The organism is Streptomyces sp. NPDC003691, from assembly GCF_053981115.1.
This window is the reverse complement of record NZ_JBSFNQ010000031.1, coordinates 31,969-49,241: the sequence shown is the minus strand read 5'-3', so window position 1 is coordinate 49,241 and position 17,273 is coordinate 31,969. Positions and strand designations below refer to the sequence as shown.

The following is a 17,273-nucleotide window of genomic DNA, read 5'->3' as shown; positions in this document are numbered from 1 at the left end:
CGGGGCGGCGGGCGGCGCTCAGCGGCCGGGGCGCACGCTGAGGTCGTTGATCTCGGCGTCCCGGGGCAGGTCGATCGCGGTCAGCACCGCCGTAGCGACCGATTCCGGGGCGATCCAGCGGTCGGGGTCGTACTCCCGGCCCTCCTGGGAATGGACCTTGGCCTGCATGGGGCTGCTGGTACGGCCGGGGTAGACGGAGGTCACCCGGACACCGTTGGCGTGCTCCTCGCCGCGGAGCGAGTCGGCCAGGGCCTTGAGCCCGTGCTTGGAGGCGGCGTACGCGCTCCATTCGGGGTGGGCGTTGAGCCCGGCGCCGGAGTTCACGAAGACGACGTGCCCCTGGGTGACGCGCAGTTGCGGCAGGAAGAGCCGGGTCAGCTCGGCGGGGGCGATCAGATTGGTGTTGAGCTGGTGGTGCCAGGCCTTGGGGGTCAGCTCGCCGACCGGGCCGAGGTCGACGACGCCCGCGCTGTGCACCAGCGTGTCGATCCGGTCCGGCACCTGCTGGTGCGACAGGGCCCAGGAGATCCGGTCGGGCTCGGCGAGATCGGCCACGAGGGTGCGGGCGCCGGGGTACCGGGCCGCGATCTCGCGGGCGCGCCCGGCGTCGCGGGCCAGCAGGACGAGTTCGTCGCCGCGGTCGTGGAGCCGCCGGGCGACGGCGGCGCCGATGCCCGAGCCGGCCCCGGTGATCAGGTGCGTGGTCATGACGGCCATGCTCGCACTCCGCGCCGGGCCCGGGCCACCGGGTGCCGGGGCGGTCGCGTATCCGGGCCACCGGGTGCCGCCGGGGCGCGCGCCGCGGCGGCCCGCTCCGGCGGTGCGGTCAGCGGCCGAGGGCCTCTTCCAGGTACAGCAGCGCCGGAAGCGGCTCGTCGGCGAAGAACACCAGATCGGCCAGGGGGACCGGAAGGAAGCCCTCCGCGTCCATCCGCCGGAACTGGGTCTTCAGCCCGTCGTAGAAGCCCGCGGTGTTGAGCAGCACCACCGGCTTGTCCGTATGGCCGTGCTTCTTCAACTCCAGGATCTCGGTGGCCTCGTCGAGCGTTCCGGTACCGCCCACCATCACCACCACGGCGTCGGCCTTCGCCAGCAGCAGTGCCTTCCGCTCCGCCAGGTCCCGGGCGACCACCATCTCGTCGGCGTCGGCGCGTGCGGAGGCGGAGAGAAAGTCCACCGAGACCCCGACGAGCCGGCCGCCCGTCTCCCGTACCCCGTCGGCGACGACCTTCATCAGCCCGCTCTCGGAACCGCCCCACACCAGGGTGTGACCCCCCTTGCCGAGCAGTTCGGCGAACTCCCGGGCGGGACGGGTGTACCGCTCGTCGAGGTCGGCGGCGGAGAGGAAGACACAGATTCTCATGGCGCCACCGTACGGGACGCCCTACCGCTCCGACCAGCGGAAACAGGGCCGGAGCACGGGTCGGGCGGGGCGCGCGGGCGGCCTGAACGGGGTACGGCACGGGGGGGCGGCGACCGGGAAAGGGCAGCAGCGGGGCGGCCGTTCGGGCGCCCGGAAAGGACGTGCCGGAAGCCGGCCCGGAAAATTTTTCCGCGCAGCGATGAGTCGGGCACCGCGGGCCGGTCAGCACTCGCATGGAGAAGACGATCCGGACTCTCGAACGGGTACGGTCCGCGGACGGGACGCCCCTCGCGTACGAGCGGCGCGGCGACGGCCCCCCGCTGGTCCTGGTGGGCGGTGCCCTGGCGACGGCCGCGAGCGACGCGGCGCTGGCCGGCCTGCTCGCGGCGCGCTTCACCGTGTTCACCTACGACCGGCGCGGGCGGGGCGGCAGCGGTGACCGCGCCGGATACGCCGTGGAGCGCGAGATCGAGGATCTGGCCGCCGTCGTCGGCGCGGCGGGCGGCCGGGCCCGGGTGCACGGTACGGCGTCGGGCGGCGCGCTGGCGCTGCGGGCGGCGGCCGCCGGCGTACCCGTCGCGCATCTGTCGGTCTACGAGCCTCCGTACGATCCGGCGCTGCGGCCGGGGCGCGCGCCCGGGGCGCATGTGGCGCGCACCCGGGAGCTGGTGGCCCGGGGGCGGCCGGGGGACGCGCTGGCGCTCCACCTGCGCCGGATCGGGACGCCCGACGAGCTGGTGATGCGGATGCGCCGCTCGCCGGTCTGGCCCGGTCTGGAGGCGGTGGCGCACACCCTGCCGTACGACGACGCGGTCACCGGTGACGGTTCGGTCCCGCTACGGCTGCTGCACGAGGTGCCGGTACGGGTGATGGTCACGGACGGCGGGGCCAGTCCCGCGGCGGTGCGCGAGGCGGCGAAGCTGGTGGCCGACGCGCTGCCGCGGGGCAGGCACCGGACCCTGACGGGGCAGACGCACGAGCCGTCGCCGTATGTCCTCGCGCCCGTCCTGGAGACGTTCTTCGCGCCCTGAGCCGCCCGGCCCGCGTCCGGCCCCGTCCCGGTGGCTTCCCGGGGCCGCGGGGCGCCCTGAGCCGCCCGGTCCCGGCGCTTCCCCAGGAGTCCGGGGCCGGGTGTCCGCCCGGGGTGTCCGCCGACCCGGACCGTTGTCGGGGCCGGGTACGGGCACTCGCTCCGGCGGGGCCGCCGGCCGACGCGGACGGCCCTCCCGGGGTGTCCGTCGCGGCCCCGGGGGCTCAGCCCGCCGGTGCGGCGGACGCGGCCGGGGCGGCGGCCCGCCGGGTGGCGGAGATGGTGGCCGATCCGACGACGCGGGTGCCGTCGTAGAGGACGATCGCCTGCCCGGGGGCGACGCCCCGCACCGGCTCGGCGAAGACGACCCGCAGCTCGCCGCCGGTCACGACGGCCGTCACCGGGGTCTCGCCGCCGTGGGCGCGCAGCTGCGCGGTGTACTCCCCCGGCCCTTCGGGGGCCGCGCCGCACCAGCGGGGGCGGATCGCGGTCAGCTCCGTGACGTCCAGTGCCTCGGCGGGACCGACGGTCACGGTGTTGTTCACGGGCGAGATGTCGAGGACGTACCGCGGCTTGCCGTCCGGTGCCGGACGGCCGATCCGCAGGCCCTTGCGCTGGCCGATGGTGAAGCCGAAGGCTCCGTCGTGGGTGCCCAGCCGGGTGCCGGACTCGTCGACGATGTCGCCCTCGGCCCGGCCCAGGCGGTCGGCGAGGAAGCCCTGGGTGTCGCCGTCGGCGATAAAACAGATGTCGTGGCTGTCGGGCTTCTTCGCCACGGCCAGCCCGCGGCGTTCGGCCTCGGCGCGGATCTCGTCCTTGGTGGTGAGGGTGTCCCCGAGCGGGAACAGCGCATGGGCGAGCTGGCGCTCGTCCAGCACCCCGAGGACGTACGACTGGTCCTTGGCCATATCGCTGGCGCGGTGCAGCTCCCGGCCGCCGTCCGCGGTGAGCACGACGGTGGCGTAGTGGCCGGTGCAGACCGCGTCGAAGCCGAGGGCCAGCGCCTTGTCGAGCAGCGCGGCGAACTTGATCTTCTCGTTGCAGCGCAGACACGGGTTGGGGGTGCGGCCCGCCTCGTACTCGGCGATGAAGTCCTCGACCACGTCCTCGCGGAAACGTTCGGCGAGGTCCCAGACGTAGAAGGGGATACCGATCACATCGGCGGCACGGCGCGCGTCGCGCGAGTCCTCGATGGTGCAGCAGCCGCGGGCGCCGGTACGGAAGGACTGCGGGTTCGCCGAGAGCGCGAGGTGCACTCCGGTCACGTCGTGGCCCGCCTCGACGGCGCGGGCGGCGGCGACGGCGGAGTCCACGCCGCCCGACATGGCGGCGAGCACCCGGAGGGGGCGCTGGGGAGTCGTCTGAGTCATAGCTCTACAAGGGTACGGTCCTCGTGAAACGAGAGCTCGCGAGTATGCGTCGTAGGAGACATGGAGAACGAAGCGGAGCCGGAGAACGGGCGTCCCAGCAGTACCGGTGGGGGCGGTGGTGACCGTGGTCACAGCGGTACGGGCCACGGCGAAGCGCCGGGGGCATCGGACGGACGGGGTGGCGGGGACGGACGGGACGGACGGGACGGTGCCGGCGGGAGCCGGGGCACCGGTCACGGCCGGGGGCGCCGCAGGCGTACGGAGGAGGGCAGGGGCGGTGCGGACGGCCGCGGCGGCCGCCGGATCGGCCGGCGGGGGCTGCTGCTGGGAAGCGCGGCCGTGCTGGTCGGCGGCGGTGTGCTGGCCCGGGAGTCGCTGACGAGCATGTGGTGGCGGGTGCCGGGGATGTCCAAACCGCGCAAGGAGGGGGAGCTGGACTACGCGGGTGCGGAGTGGACCCCGGCGGCACGGGCGAACTGGCGGCTGGCCGACCGCCCAGACGACTACCGCATCGACCGCGTGATCATCCATGTGGTGCAGGGGAGCTTCCCCTCGGCCGTGCGGGTCTTCAAGAACCCCGGCCACGGGGCCGCCACGCACTACATCGTGGGGAAGGACGGCCGGGTGGCCCAGATGATCCGCGAGCTGGATGTGGCCTTCCATGCGGGAAATCGTTCCTTCAACGAGCGCAGCATCGGTATCGAGCACGAGGGTTTCGTCCACCGGAAGAAGGACTTCACGGACGCGATGTACGCGTCGTCGGCGAAGCTGACGGCGGGGATCTGTGTCCGGTACGACCTGCCCGCGGACCGGGAGCACATCATCGGGCATGTGGAGGTGCCGGGGACGGACCATACCGACCCGGGGCCGCACTGGGACTGGGACCGCTATATAGCGCTGGTGCGGGCGGCTCTGCCGGGGGCCCGCGCGGCGGCCGAGAAGGCGGCGGCGGGGGCGGTGAAGTCCTAGGGCGTGGTACGCCGGGGGGGCCGTGGCCCGGGGCCGGGGCGGTTCTCCGGCTCCGGGCCCGGGCCTCGTTCCGGGCCCGGAAAGGACGTACCGGTCAGCGGGGGCGGGGGTTCCTGTTCCGGTTGTGGCGTGTTGTCGCCAGGGGGAGCTGAACGGCCGCCGGACGGGGGATGCTCAGCTCAGACCCGCCGTCCGGGCCCGGTCGACCGCCGGCCCGATCGCCTTCGCAAGCGCCTCCACATCCGCCGTGGTGGAGGTGCGGCCGAGGGTGAAGCGAAGGGTCCCTCGCGCCAGGTCGGGGTCGGTGCCGGTGGCGAGGAGGACATGGCTGGGCTGGGCCACCCCGGCCGTACAGGCCGACCCCGTGGAGCACTCGATGCCCTGTGCGTCCAGGAGCAGCAGCAGCGAGTCGCCCTCGCAACCGGGAAAGGAGAAATGCGCATTGGCCGGGAGCCGGTCCTTGGGGTCGCCGCCGAGGACCGCGTCCGGCACCGCGTCGAGTACGGACCGGACCAGCTGGTCCCGGAGGGAGCCGATCCTGCGGGCGAACTCCGGGCGGCGTTCGGCGGCCAGCCGGCCGGCCACGGCGAAGGAGGCGATGGCGGGGACATCCAGGGTCCCGGAGCGGACATGGCGCTCCTGGCCGCCCCCGTGCAGGACGGGGACGGGGGCGTAGTCGCGGCCCAGGAGCAGCGCGCCGATGCCGTAGGGCCCGCCGATCTTGTGGCCGGAGACCGTCATGGCCGCAAGTCCGGAGTCGGCGAAGCTCACTTCGAGCTGGCCGAATGCCTGGACCGCGTCCGCGTGCATCGGGATGCCGTACTCACGGGCCACGGCGGCGAGTTCGGCGACCGGCATGATCGTGCCGATCTCGTTGTTGGCCCACATCACGGTCACCAGGGCGATGTCGTCGGGGTTGCGCTCGACGGCTTCGCGGAGGGCCTCGGGGTGCACCCGGCCGTAGGCGTCGACCGGCAGGTACTCGACGGTCGCGCCCTCGTGCTCGCCGAGCCAGTCGACGGCGTCGAGGACGGCGTGGTGCTCGACGGGGCTCGCCAGGACCCGGGTCCTGGCGGGGTCCGCGTCGCGGCGCTGCCAGTAGAGGCCCTTGACGGCGAGGTTGTCCGCCTCGGTGCCGCCCGAGGTGAACACCACCTCGCTCGGGCGGCCGCCGAGGGCGTCGGCGAGGGCCTCGCGGGCCTCTTCGACGGTACGGCGGGCCCGCCGTCCGGCGGCGTGGAGCGCGGACGCGTTGCCGAACGCGCCGAGCTGGACAGTCATCGCCTCGATGGCCTCCGGCAGCATCGGAGTGGTCGCGGCGTGGTCGAGGTAGGCCATGGTGGCCTTGATTCTACGAGGCAGGGAGGGGGTGCATCTGCGGCGCGTGGGGGTAAGCCCGGCGACCGGACCCGCCGGGGTGCGGTACGGCGGGCGCACCGGGGCGGGGCGGCCGCCCTCCACGGGGTGCGACCGCGCTCAGCGGGGCGCCTTCGCCAGCTGGCGGGACTGGGCCACCAGCCGGTCCGCGCTGTCCCAGACCTCGGCGTCCTCCTCCAGGAAGCCTCCGGCGAGGTTGCGGGTGGAGATCGCCACCCGGAGCGGCCCGGGGGCGGGGCGGCAGCGGATATGGGCGGTGAGTTCGACGGTCGGGGTCCAGCCCGGCAGGCCGAGGTCGAAGGAGGTGGGCGGGAAGAAGTCGACGGTGGCGAGGGCGGAGAGGGGGTCCGGGTCACGGCCGTCGGCCAGGGCGAACCAGCCTCGGACCTGACCCTTGCCGGAGGGGGCGCCGAGGGCCCAGCCGACGGTGGCGGGGTCCAGCCGGATATCGAGGCGGCCCAGGATCGCCCAGGTGCGGGAGAGGTCGAGGCCGGGGGCGTCGGCGGGGCCCAGGCACTGCTCCCGGGGCGGCAGCGCGGGCGGGACGGCGGAGGTGCGGATGTCGCCGGAGAGCCCGTCGAGGTCGCCGTAGGTGGCGAGCACCCTGATGCGTTCGACCTCCCGGCCGTCCTCGTCCGGCTGGAAGAGCGAGGCCTGCCCGGTGGAGAGGGTGCCGCCGGCCCGGACGGTCTGGGTGCGGATCACCGCGGGGCCGGGGGTGCAGGCGCTGACGAAGTGGGCGGAGAGGGTGAAGGGGTCGGGGTGGGGCAGGGCGTCCCCGAGGGCACGGCCGAGCAGCCCGAGCAGATAGCCGCCGTTGACGGCATGGAGGATCGTCCAGCCCGCCGAGAGACTGGCGTCGTAGACACCGGGTTCCCGCCGGACCACGGCGGTATCGCGGTCGAACTCGCTGTTGCCTATCTGCGCCTGAGCTGCCTGTGCCATGGCCGCACCGTACAACAGGGAAATACTAAGCGGTAGCTTTTGGAGTCGGGGATCTCCGGGACAGGGATCTCCGGGCGGGCCGTGCGGCCGGGCCGGTACGACCGGGCCGGTACGACCGGGCCGGGGAGGATCGGCGCCGAGGCACCGGCATCAGCACCCGGCCTCCCTGCCGCTGCCTCCCGCGTGCCGCACCCCCCGGCCGTGCCGGTCCGGCAGGCGGCCCGTGCGCCCGGCCGCTCAGACCTCCTCGACCGCGGTGGAGCGGCGGTTCCAGGCGCGGGGCGCCCGCCAGTGGAAGCGCATCGCCAGCAGCCGGATGGCGAAGGCGGTCAGCGCGGCCAGTGAGCTGGTCACGGCGTTGAGGGTGTCGAATTGGATGAAGAGGGCGACCATCGTCGCGCCCACGATCGCGGGGACCGCGTACAGATCGCGGTCCCAGCGCAGCAGCGAGGGCACCTCGTTCGCCAGTACGTCCCGCAGTACACCGCCGCCCGCCGCGGTGGCCACGCCGAGCACGGCGGAGGAGGTGAGGCCGAGTCCGTATTCGTACGCCTTGGTGGTGCCGGTGACACAGAAGAGGCCGAGTCCGGCGGCGTCGAAGACATTGACCCCCGACTGGATGCGCTCCACAACGGGGTGGAGGAAGAAGACGAGGGCCGTGGCGACCAGCGGCATCAGGAAGTACCCGAGATCGGTGAAGGCCGCCGGCGGGACGGCCCCGATGATCAGATCGCGGAGCAGCCCCCCGCCCAGCGCGGTGACCTCGGCCAGGACCGCCATTCCGAAGACGTCGAAGTTCTTGCGGACGGCGAGCAGGGCGCCGGAGATCGCGAAGACGAAGATTCCGGCGAGGTCGAGCGCATGCTGGACGGAGGGCGTGAAGAATTCTTGGAGCACCGGACGATTGTGCCGCTTCGTCCGGCCCCCGCTCCGTTCCCCGGCCGCGGACCAGGTCGTCTCTCTCGGATCTTGCCGGGCTCGATCCGAAAGAAACTCCCTACTTCCCGGTGTCCTCCGGGCCCGCCGGGGCACCGGTCTCGCCGCCGGTCTCCGGAGCGCTCTCCGGGGACTCCCCGGCCGGTTCCTCCGCCGCCTTCGGCACCGCGGTGACGATCTCGACCGCCTCCCGCGCCGATGCCAGGGCGGTATCGCCCGGCGCCCGGTCCTCGGCGTTCTCCGGGTGGTGGCAGGCGACCTGCTGCCCCGGGCGCAGCTCGACCAGCGGGGGCTCCTGCGTCCGGCACAGCTCCGTCGCCTTCCAGCAGCGGGTGTGGAAGCGGCAGCCCGGCGGCGGTGCGATCGGCGAGGGGACATCGCCCTTGAGCAGGATCCGGTCGCTCTTGGCCCCGCGCCGCCGCGGGTCCGGCACCGGCACGGCCGACAGCAGCGCCTTGGTGTACGGATGCATCGGCGTCTCGTAGAGCGACTTGCGGTCCGCCAGCTCGACGATCTTGCCGAGGTACATCACCGCGATCCGGTCCGAGACATGGCGGATCACGGAGAGGTCGTGCGCGATGATCACATAGGTGAGGCCCAGCTCGTCCTGGAGGTCGTCGAGCAGATTGACCACCTGCGCCTGGATCGACACGTCCAGCGCCGACACCGGCTCGTCCGCGACCACCAGCTTGGGCTTTAGGGCCAGCGCCCGGGCGATACCGACGCGCTGGCGCTGGCCGCCGGAGAACTCGTGCGGATAGCGGTTGTAGTGCTCGGGGTTGAGACCGACGAGCCCCAGCAGCCGCTGGACCTCCTTCTTCACGCCCCCTTCCGGTTCGATCTTCTGGAGCCGGAAAGGCGCCGAGACGATGGTGCCGATGGTGTGCCGGGGGTTCAGCGAGGAATAGGGGTCCTGGAAGATCATCTGGACGTCCCGGCGCAGCGGGCGCATCCCCGCCGTCCCGAGATGGGTGATGTCGTGCCCCTGGAACTCGATCCGCCCGCCGGTCGGCTCCAGCAGCCGGGTGATCAGCCGTCCCATGGTCGACTTGCCGCAGCCGGACTCGCCGACCACGCCCAGGGTCTCGCCGGGACGGACGTCGAAGGTCAGTCCGTCGACCGCCTGGACGGCCCCGGTCTGCCGCCGCAGCAGCCCCTCGCGGATCGGGAAGTGCTTGACCAGGCCCTCGACCTTGAGCAGCGCCTCGGGCCGGTCGTCCGTACCGGACCGGTCGGCCTGCTGGGGAATCTTCACGTTGTCAGTCACAGCTTGGGCGCAATCTCTTCGGTCCAGATCCGCGTCCGCTCCTCCTCGGCCATGTGGCAGGCGGAGAAGTGCCGGCCGCCCACCTCCTGGAGTTCGGGACGGACGGTGCGCGTCACATTGTCCTTGGGCACGTCGGCGTACGGGCACCGCGGGTTGAAGGCGCAGCCGTCGGGGATGTTGATCAGGCTGGGCGGGGAGCCCTTGACCGGGATCAGCCGCTCGGTCTGGTCGCGGTCGATCCTCGGCATGGAGCCCAGCAGGCCCCAGGTGTAGGGGTGCTGGGGCTCGTAGAAGACCTTCTCGGCCGGGCCGCGCTCGACACAGCGTCCGCCGTACATCACCAGGATGTCGTCCGCGAGTTCGGCGACCACGCCGAGGTCGTGGGTGATGATGACGACCGCGGAGCCGAACTCCTTCTGGAGGTCGCGCATCAGGTCGAGGATCTGGGCCTGGACGGTCACGTCGAGCGCGGTGGTCGGCTCGTCGGCGATCAGCAGCTCGGGGTTGTTGACCAGCGACATCGCGATCATCGCCCGCTGGCGCATCCCGCCGGAGAACTCGTGCGGATAGCTGTCGACACGCTTGTCGGGCTGCGGGATGCCGACCCGGTCCAGCATTTCGATCGCCCGGGTCCTGGCGACCTTCTTGTCGACGTCGTGGTGGACCCGGTAGGCCTCCACGATCTGCCGGCCGATGGTGTAGTACGGGTGCAGCGCGGAGAGCGGGTCCTGGAAGATCATCGCCATCTGCCGGCCGCGGAGCTTGCGCACCTCGTCCGGGTCGGAGCCGAGGAGTTCCCGGCCGTCCAGCCAGATCTCGCCCGAGATCCGGGCCCTGCCGCGGCCGTGCTGCCCGGCGGTGTGCAGGCCCATGATCCCCAACGAGGTCACGGACTTGCCGGAGCCCGACTCGCCGACGATGCCGAGGGTCTTGCCCTTCTCCAGCCGGAAGCTCAGCCCGTCGACGGACTTGACCAGGCCGTCGTCGGTCGGGAAGTGCACGCGCAGATCGCGGACCTCCAGAAACGCGGTCGGCGCGGGGGACCCGGCAGGGGCGACCTCGCCGGGCGCGGTGGCCGGGGCCTCCGCGGCCCCGGGCTTCTTCGACTCGGTCATCCGATCCTCACTCGCGGGTCGACGACGGCGTACAGCATGTCCACGACGAGGTTCGCGACACAGATGAACAGGGCGGCGATCAGGGTGACACCGAGGATCAGCGGAAGGTCCTTGGAGCTGATCGACTCGATGGCGAGCTTGCCGAGCCCGGGCAGGTTGTAGGTGGACTCCGTCAGCACGGCGCCGCCGAGCAGCGCGCCGAGGTCCAGCCCGAGGAGGGTGAGCACGGGGGTCCAGGTGGAGCGCATGGCGTGCCGTCCGATGACGACCCGCTCGGTGAGCCCCTTGGCCCGGGCGGTCCGGATGTAGTCCTCGCCCATGATCTCCAGCATGGTGGCGCGGGTGAGCCGGGCGTACATCGCGGCGTACAGGAAGGCCAGGGTGATCCACGGCAGGATCAGGCTCTGGAACCACTGGGCGGGGTCGTCCGCCAAGGCCGAGTACTCGCCGCTGACCCAGTCGAGCTGCCAGCTGAAGACGGCCAGCGAGATCAGACCGGTGAAGTAGATGGGGAGCGAGACACCGGCCAGGGCGACCGTCATCGCGGCCCGGTCCCAGATGGTGCCGCGGCGCAGCGCGGAGACCACACCGGCGGAGACACCGCCGACGACCCAGAGCAGACAGGCGCCGCCCGCCAGCGACAGGGTGACCGGGATCGCCTCGGTCAGCTGCGGCCAGACGGCCTGTTCGGTACGGAAGGAGTAGCCGAAGCAGGGGGCAGGGCACTTGGTGACGTCGGTGCCGTTGGCGTACTCCCGGCCGGTGACGATGCCCTGGACGAAGTTCCAGAACTGCACCAGTACCGGATCGGCGAGACCCAGCTTCTTCCGGATGCCCTCGATCGCGGCGGGGTCGGCCTGCTTCCCGGCGAAGAGGTACGCCGGATCGGAACCGGCCCACTTGGGGAGCACGAAGAAGATGACGAAGGTCGTCAGGGTCACGACCAACAGCATCATGGCGACGGCGAACAATCGCCGGATGACATAAGCAAGCACTGTGCGCGGCCCGGCGGCGGCCGCGGAGTCCGGGTCACGGACTCCGCGGCCGCCGCCCGAGGCCATCACCTGCCCTTCGGGACTGGCGGGTTGGGCGATGGTGGGGTGGTGCCGGTGGTGACCCGCGCCGTCGGGCTGCGGGTCACCACCGGGATCCTCGGGAGCGGCGGACTACTTGACGACGCCGAGGGTGACGTAGTCGTAGCGACCGCTGTATGCCGCGGTGGAGTAGGCGTTGGTCAGCCGCGAGCTGCGCCAGGTGATGTTCTTCTCGTAGACGAGCGGCATCTGGACGGCGAGGTCCGAGACGGCGTGGTTCATCTTCTTGTAGATCTCACCGGCCTTGTTGGGGTCGGTCTCCAGCAGCGCGTCGTCGAAGAACTTGTTGATCTTCGGGTCGTTCGTCTGCGACATGTTGTAGTTCGCGTTGTCCGCGATGAAGCGGCCGTCGATGATCGGCTGCGAGAAGCCCTGGCCGGTCGGGAAGTCCGGGCCCCAGCCGGTCATGATCAGACCGAGGTTGCGCTGCTTGACGACCGCGGGCGAGCCGGTGATGCTCGACGACTCGGCGCCGTCGATCGGGTCGACCTGGGTCTTGATGCCGACCGCGGACAGCGACTCCTGGAGCGCCTCGGCGGCCTGGACCTCACCCGGGTTGTTGCTGCGGGCGCTGATGTTGGTGGAGAAGCCGCCCGGCTTGCCGCACTTGGTGAGTGCTTCCTTGGCCTTGGCGGTGTCCGGCTTGCCCTTGCGCGCCAGCACGCCGAACGGGTCGTAGTCGTCGGCGCCCTTGACGTCCTTCGGCAGCATGTTGGGGGCGATGTCGCCACCGGCCTGCGGGCCGCCGCGGACCTGCTGGATGGAGGCGAAGTCGGTCGCGTAGATGACCGCCTTGCGGCACTCGATGTTGTCGAACGGCGCGAGGGTGCTGACGATGTCCACGTAGCGGACGAAGGACGTCGTCATGTTGTCGACGTTGTCCTTGTGCTCCTTGAGCGCCTTGGTACGGCCGGCCTGGCCCATGCCCGTGGCGTTCAGGTCGAGGTCGTACTCGCCCTTGATGAGCAGCTCGTCGATGGCCTCGATGTTGGAGTTGATGGTGACCGTGATCTTGTCCGGCAGGGCCGGGCGGATCGGGTCGGACGCCTTCGCCCACTTGTCGTTGCGGACCAGGCTGATGCTCTTCTTCGGCTCGTACTTCTCGAACTTGTACGGGCCCGAGGAGAACGGCTTCAGCTGGTACTGCGCGCCGGTGTCCTTCTCCTTCTTCACCGGCGAGCCGGCCGGCATGGCGAGCATCTGCTCGAAGTCGCCGTTGGCCTTGGGCAGGTTGAAGACGATGGTCTTGTCGTCCGGCGTCTGGATGGCCTTCAGGCCGAGCTTGTCCGGGGTGGTGTCCTTGTACGGGCCCTTGTACGTGTTGGCCGGGTCGAGGACCTGGCGCAGGTAGGCGGGGCCGCCGGGCAGGACGTCCGTCGCCCAGACGCGCTGGATGCCGTACTTGATGTCCTTGGACGTGATCGGGGAGCCGTCCTCCCAGGTGATCCCGTCACGCAGCTTGTACGTGTAGGTCTTGCCGCCGTTGGTGATGACGGCCTTGCCGGCGGCCAGGTCGGGCACCAGCTCGGCACCGGCGGCGCCCGGCTTGGTGGCGTAGCTGACCAGCTGACGCGAGTAGAACCGGGAGAAGTCCCAGGCCATGCCGTAGTACTGGCGGGTCGGGTCGGCGGAGTCCAGGTCCTGCTTGCCGATGAACTTCAGGGTGCCGCCCGTCTTGGTGGACGCGTTGGCGATGCCCTTGGCACCGGCGTTGAAGCCGGCGCCCTTGCCGCCTGCCTTGTCGTCGTCGCCACCGCCACCACACGCCGCGGTGCCCGTGAGGGCGGCCACAACGAGGGCCGCCACGGCGATACGCCCGGGCCTCGACGAACGTTGGGGAGTCATGGTTGTTGCAACCTCCGGAGTAGCGCGGTCCCTGCTCGACGCCGGGAAACCATCGGGGAGCCGCCTGACAGGTCTGGCAGGGGCACGTTCAGTTGTCTGCGGCGGCCGGGCGGGGCCGCCGGGGGTGCTCACCGGGTGCCCTTGGGGTCGAGCGCGTCCCGCACGCCGTCGCCGAAGAGGTTGAAGGCCAGCACCGTGATGAAGATCGCCAGTCCGGGGATCACCATGAAGGTCGGGTCGGACTCGTAGGTCTTGACCGCGGTGGAGAGCATCTGGCCCCAGGACGCGGTCGGCGGCCGGACCCCGGCCCCGAGGAAGCTGAGCGCGGCCTCGGTGAGGATGTTGGTGGGGATCATCAGGGTGGCGTAGACGGTGATCGGGGCCACCAGGTTGGGCAGCAGCTCCTTGAAGAGGACGTAGCGGCGGCCCGCGCCCAGGCTGCGGGCGGCCTCGACGTACTCCTTCTCCCGCAGCGAGAGGGTCTGGCCGCGCACGATGCGTCCGACGTACGGCCAGCCGAAGAAGCCGATCACCGCGACCAGGATCGTGATTCTGACGCTGGAGCCGGTCAGTCCGAAGAGATCGTTGGGCAGCACCGCGACCAGCGAGATGATGAAGAGCAGCTGCGGGAAGGAGAGCAGCATGTCCATCACCCGGCTGATGACCGCGTCCACCCAGCCGCCGAAGTAGCCGGCGACGATGCCGAAGATCGTGCCGAGGGCCACGGCGACGACGGCCGCGAGGAAGGCCACCAGCAGCGAGATCCGGGCCCCGTAGACCACCCGGCTGAAGACGTCGCGGCCGGTGTTCGGCTCGACGCCCAGCAGGTGTTCGGAGCTGATGCCGCCGAAGTCACCCTTGGGGGTGTTGAAGAGCGGGTCCAGCTTGTCCTGGTGGAACTTGTTCGGCGGATGGCCGAAGAGATCGACGATCAGCGGGGCGAAGACCGCGACGAGCACGAGGAAGATGACAACGATGCCGCCTGCCAGCGCCAGCTTGTCCCGCTTCAGGCGGGACCAGGCGATCTGCCTTAGCGACCGCCCTTCGACCGACTTCTTGACTACAGCCGCCGCGACATCGGCGGTCGCGGTCTTCTCCGCGTCCGCGCTCGTGTCGTGCATTGGTGCCGTCATCGTGGTGGGGACCCCTCTCGGCCGGAGGTGACCGGCCCGTACCCGCCGCTGTAGCGGCTTCTTTCACAACATCTGGTGCGCGTGGAGCAGTTGGTACGAGACGTACGTTTGGCCCGGCGGCACGCGGGGACGAATGACCCCTTGGTGCGGGAGTCTTCAACGGTCGCGCGATCACTCGCCAGACCTCCCGGCCAATGGTTGCCCAAACGTGATGCATGGTGAGGGGATCCGTTATCCGGACGGATTCGGCGGCTGAGCGGGACGTCATCTTCCGTGACACCGAGGACAGTTGAGCCAGTTTCCGATTATCGGACAGTTGTCGCCCTGCGATTCGAAGGAACATCGAGGCGGACACTCGATCATTCATCTACCTGAACATGATCTTGACGGGAAACCTTTGGCGGAATAGATCATTCCGAGAATTGCCGAACAGGTGCACGACATTCGGCCGTCCGTCGGCCGGTCAGGGTGTACCGACCACCCGTCCACCGGCCGGAACCCTCCTCGGAATGCTGGATTCCGGGCGAGGGGGCGGTCGTGGGGTGACAGTCCGTCACCACGGGCCCCGGGCCGCGGCGGTCATGGGCGGAGGCCCCGGGGGTGGTTCCGGGCGGTACGGGAGACGGTCCGGCAGGCAGGGTGACGGCCGGGCGGGCGGCCCCGGGGGCGACGGCCTCCGGTCAGCGGCCGGCCGGCGGATAGCCGTAGCCGTCGGCGCCGGGCGCGGCATGCACCTCTCGGTCGTAGAACGGCCGGGCATGGGCCAGCAGCCACATCCCCACGGGGTCGTACTCGTCCGAGAGGGCGACCGTGGACACCGGCAGCCCGTCGGGAACCGCCGCGATGGACTGCTGCATCATCGCCCGCACCGCGTCCACCGAGGGACGGCTGGTGTCGTACAGGTCCAGCCCGATGGCCAGATACGGCGCGCCGAGCGCGGGCTGCACCCAGGCGCGGCGCAGGGAGCGGACGGCCGGGGTGTGATGGGCGTTGCGCGCCAGCAGGGCGTAGAACTGGGGGATGTCCAGCGCCGGTTCGGAGAGCCTGAGCGGGCCCGCGGGCATCCGGTCGAGCCCGGTCGCGATCCGCCGGAGATCCGTCCAGGGGATGCCGACCCCGCCGCCGGGAGCGTGCGGATTGAGCCAGATCCCCCAGCGGTCGGGGTAGAGGGCGCGGGCGATGTCGAGCCCGCTGGCCACCTCGTGGGCGCGGTTCCAGTGGGAGGCGGACAGCTCCTGTGCCGAGGTGACGGCGGGCGCGTAGCCGAAGCCGTCGACCTCCAGATTGCCGTACTGGGCGTCCGGGGAGCCGGGGCGGCCGTTCCACAGGAGCATCCAGACCCGTCCGGCGGCGGGATCGGCGAGGGCGGCGAGCAGTGCCTCGTACGCGTCGTAGCGCCCCGGGGTCACCTGGCGGAGCATGTGCTCGATCTGCCCGGCCGCGGCCGTGCCTGACGCGCTCACCCTGTTCCGCCCCTCTGGTGCTCTGGTCCCGACTGTCGTCCGTACCCCCGGGCCCGCGGGCCGGACCGCCCCCAGCTTACGGCGCGCCCCTTCGTTTGGTGATGTCCTCGGGGGACGAGGCGGGGCGGACGGGCGGTTCCCCGCGGACCGGACGGAGGGCCCGTGGCATACGGGGCCGGGCCCGGCCGACCGGCCGGCGACGGGCCCGTTCACGGACCGGTGGCGGACCGGTGGCGGAGGGTCCGGGCGTACGGGCCGGGCCCTCCGCTGCTCCGGTGCCAAGGCCGTGTCCGCGGAGCCCCGCCCGGCCCGCGACGCCCTCCGGGCGGACGGCGCTACTGTCCGGACCCGGCCTGTCCGCCGGTGCGTGCGCCGCCGCGAAGCCGCAGCTCGCCCTCGAAGAAGGGCCGTACCGCGGTACGGAGCCAGTCGGCCAGCGGGTCCTCGGTCAGGTCCAGGAAGACCAGGTTCACCGGCCAGCGGACCGCACTGCGGCCCAGGGCGCGGCCGAGGGCGTCGAGGGCGGTCTCCGGGGTTCCGGCGGGGAAGAGCTGGACGCCGACGAAGAGGGCGGGGTCGTCGCCCTCGACGGAGGCCAGCGCCCGGCGCGCGGTGGCCACCACACCGGTCGCCGCGAACTCCGCCGAGGCGGCGGCCAGGAAGTCCACCGGATCGTCCTGCCAGTCGGGTTCGAAGAGCCGGACCCGGCCGCCGGCCGCCGGGCCGTCCAGCGGGGTGTGCCCGGACCGGCACAGCTCGGCGACCGCGGGCGGCGGCAGCGGGATCCCGGCGGTCCCGTCCAGGTTGAGCGCGATGCCCACCTGGGGCGGGAGTCCGCGGGCGAACTCGCGGGCGGGCGCGACGGTGTACGAGACATGGTCGCCGACGCAGGCGCGGTACTGCTCCTCGGAGCTGAACACCGGGACGTACGCCGCCCCGTCGATCTCGACCATCGGCAGGTCGAGCTCGCGGCTGTCGGGCCCGCCCCCGTTGGGCAGGGGTATCCAGACCCGGCTGCGGCCGAGCACCTCGACCAGCCGGGCGCCCGCGGCCGGGTCGCCCACGGCGGCGGCCAGGGTCTGCTCCAGCTCGTTGACCGGCCAGGCCGGGTAGGGGCCGCCGTACGGGGGCGGCTGGGCCCCTCCGTAAGGCTGCGGGTCCAGTTGCTCCGGCACGTTCATCCCTGTTCTCGCCCTCTCCCCCGGCCCGCCGGGTCCCCGCTCGGTGTGCGCGACGACTCTAGTGGTGCCGGGCGGGTCGGGGGCGGGGCCGTCCACGGCCACGGGGCCGGGCACGTACCGGCACTCCCCCGGCCGGCCCGGCGTCCCGGGAACGGAACCGTCACGGCACCGGGCAGCCGGGCCCG

Annotated in this window: 15 protein-coding genes; 2 read left to right on the top strand and 13 right to left on the bottom strand. The window is 71.9% G+C overall.

Going from position 1 to position 17,273, the window contains the following annotated elements:
• Positions 1-18 precede the first annotated feature (18 nt).
• Together ACWDR0_RS17005 and ACWDR0_RS17000 are read right to left on the bottom strand one after the other, a co-directional pair.
• Complete coding sequence (locus ACWDR0_RS17005; protein ID WP_456352474.1) at positions 19-717, bottom strand: SDR family oxidoreductase; 699 nt, start codon at positions 715-717, stop codon at positions 19-21.
• Positions 718-826: 109 nt separating this feature from the next.
• The gene (locus ACWDR0_RS17000; protein WP_456352473.1) at positions 827-1,363 is read right to left on the bottom strand and encodes an LOG family protein; all 537 of its coding nucleotides are present in this window, start codon (positions 1,361-1,363) and stop codon (positions 827-829) included.
• 233 nt (positions 1,364-1,596) lie between these two features.
• Here ACWDR0_RS17000 and ACWDR0_RS16995 point away from each other — a divergent pair, with 233 nt between their 5' ends.
• Positions 1,597-2,394, top strand: coding sequence for an alpha/beta fold hydrolase (locus ACWDR0_RS16995; protein WP_456352472.1), 798 nt, complete (start codon positions 1,597-1,599; stop codon positions 2,392-2,394).
• Between the two features lie 223 nt (positions 2,395-2,617).
• Here the strand turns inward: ACWDR0_RS16995 and mnmA are convergent, their stop codons facing one another.
• Positions 2,618-3,763: a tRNA 2-thiouridine(34) synthase MnmA gene (gene mnmA, locus ACWDR0_RS16990; protein ID WP_456352471.1), complete on the bottom strand. Its 1,146-nt coding sequence runs from the start codon at positions 3,761-3,763 to the stop codon at positions 2,618-2,620.
• Positions 3,764-4,066: 303 nt separating this feature from the next.
• Here mnmA and ACWDR0_RS16985 point away from each other — a divergent pair, with 303 nt between their 5' ends.
• Entirely contained in the window at positions 4,067-4,732 is a 666-nt protein-coding gene (locus tag ACWDR0_RS16985) for an N-acetylmuramoyl-L-alanine amidase (protein ID WP_456352494.1), read from the top strand.
• Positions 4,733-4,906: 174 nt separating this feature from the next.
• Here ACWDR0_RS16985 and ACWDR0_RS16980 read toward each other — a convergent pair whose 3' ends face one another.
• The 10 genes from ACWDR0_RS16980 to ACWDR0_RS16935 all read right to left on the bottom strand — a co-directional run bounded on the left by ACWDR0_RS16980 (position 4,907) and on the right by ACWDR0_RS16935 (position 17,088).
• Positions 4,907-6,070 (bottom strand): cysteine desulfurase family protein, encoded by a 1,164-nt coding sequence (locus tag ACWDR0_RS16980; RefSeq protein ID WP_456352470.1) that lies wholly within the window; start codon positions 6,068-6,070, stop codon positions 4,907-4,909.
• Between the two features lie 138 nt (positions 6,071-6,208).
• Positions 6,209-7,054: a thioesterase family protein gene (locus ACWDR0_RS16975; RefSeq protein ID WP_456352469.1), complete on the bottom strand. Its 846-nt coding sequence runs from the start codon at positions 7,052-7,054 to the stop codon at positions 6,209-6,211.
• A 237-nt stretch (positions 7,055-7,291) separates the two neighbouring features.
• A complete protein-coding gene (locus ACWDR0_RS16970) occupies positions 7,292-7,951 on the bottom strand; it encodes a trimeric intracellular cation channel family protein (protein WP_456352468.1) in 660 nt (219 codons plus the stop codon).
• Between the two features lie 100 nt (positions 7,952-8,051).
• The gene (locus ACWDR0_RS16965; protein ID WP_456352467.1) at positions 8,052-9,257 is read right to left on the bottom strand and encodes an ABC transporter ATP-binding protein; all 1,206 of its coding nucleotides are present in this window, start codon (positions 9,255-9,257) and stop codon (positions 8,052-8,054) included.
• Positions 9,254-10,372: an ABC transporter ATP-binding protein gene (locus tag ACWDR0_RS16960; RefSeq protein WP_456352466.1), complete on the bottom strand. Its 1,119-nt coding sequence runs from the start codon at positions 10,370-10,372 to the stop codon at positions 9,254-9,256. The genes ACWDR0_RS16965 and ACWDR0_RS16960 overlap by 4 nt, the downstream gene beginning before the upstream one ends.
• The gene (locus ACWDR0_RS16955) at positions 10,369-11,343 is read right to left on the bottom strand and encodes an ABC transporter permease (protein ID WP_456352465.1); all 975 of its coding nucleotides are present in this window, start codon (positions 11,341-11,343) and stop codon (positions 10,369-10,371) included. Before ACWDR0_RS16955 ends, ACWDR0_RS16960 begins: the two co-directional genes overlap by 4 nt.
• A 195-nt stretch (positions 11,344-11,538) precedes the next feature.
• Positions 11,539-13,311 (bottom strand): ABC transporter substrate-binding protein, encoded by a 1,773-nt coding sequence (locus tag ACWDR0_RS16950; protein WP_456352464.1) that lies wholly within the window; start codon positions 13,309-13,311, stop codon positions 11,539-11,541.
• A gap of 128 nt (positions 13,312-13,439) precedes the next feature.
• Entirely contained in the window at positions 13,440-14,444 is a 1,005-nt protein-coding gene (locus tag ACWDR0_RS16945; RefSeq protein WP_456352463.1) for an ABC transporter permease, read from the bottom strand.
• A gap of 680 nt (positions 14,445-15,124) precedes the next feature.
• On the bottom strand, positions 15,125-15,907 hold the full coding sequence (locus ACWDR0_RS16940; protein ID WP_456352462.1) for an enhanced serine sensitivity protein SseB C-terminal domain-containing protein: 783 nt from the start codon (positions 15,905-15,907) through the stop codon (positions 15,125-15,127).
• Positions 15,908-16,242: 335 nt separating this feature from the next.
• Positions 16,243-17,088, bottom strand: coding sequence for an enhanced serine sensitivity protein SseB (locus tag ACWDR0_RS16935; protein WP_456352461.1), 846 nt, complete (start codon positions 17,086-17,088; stop codon positions 16,243-16,245).
• Positions 17,089-17,273 lie beyond the last annotated feature (185 nt).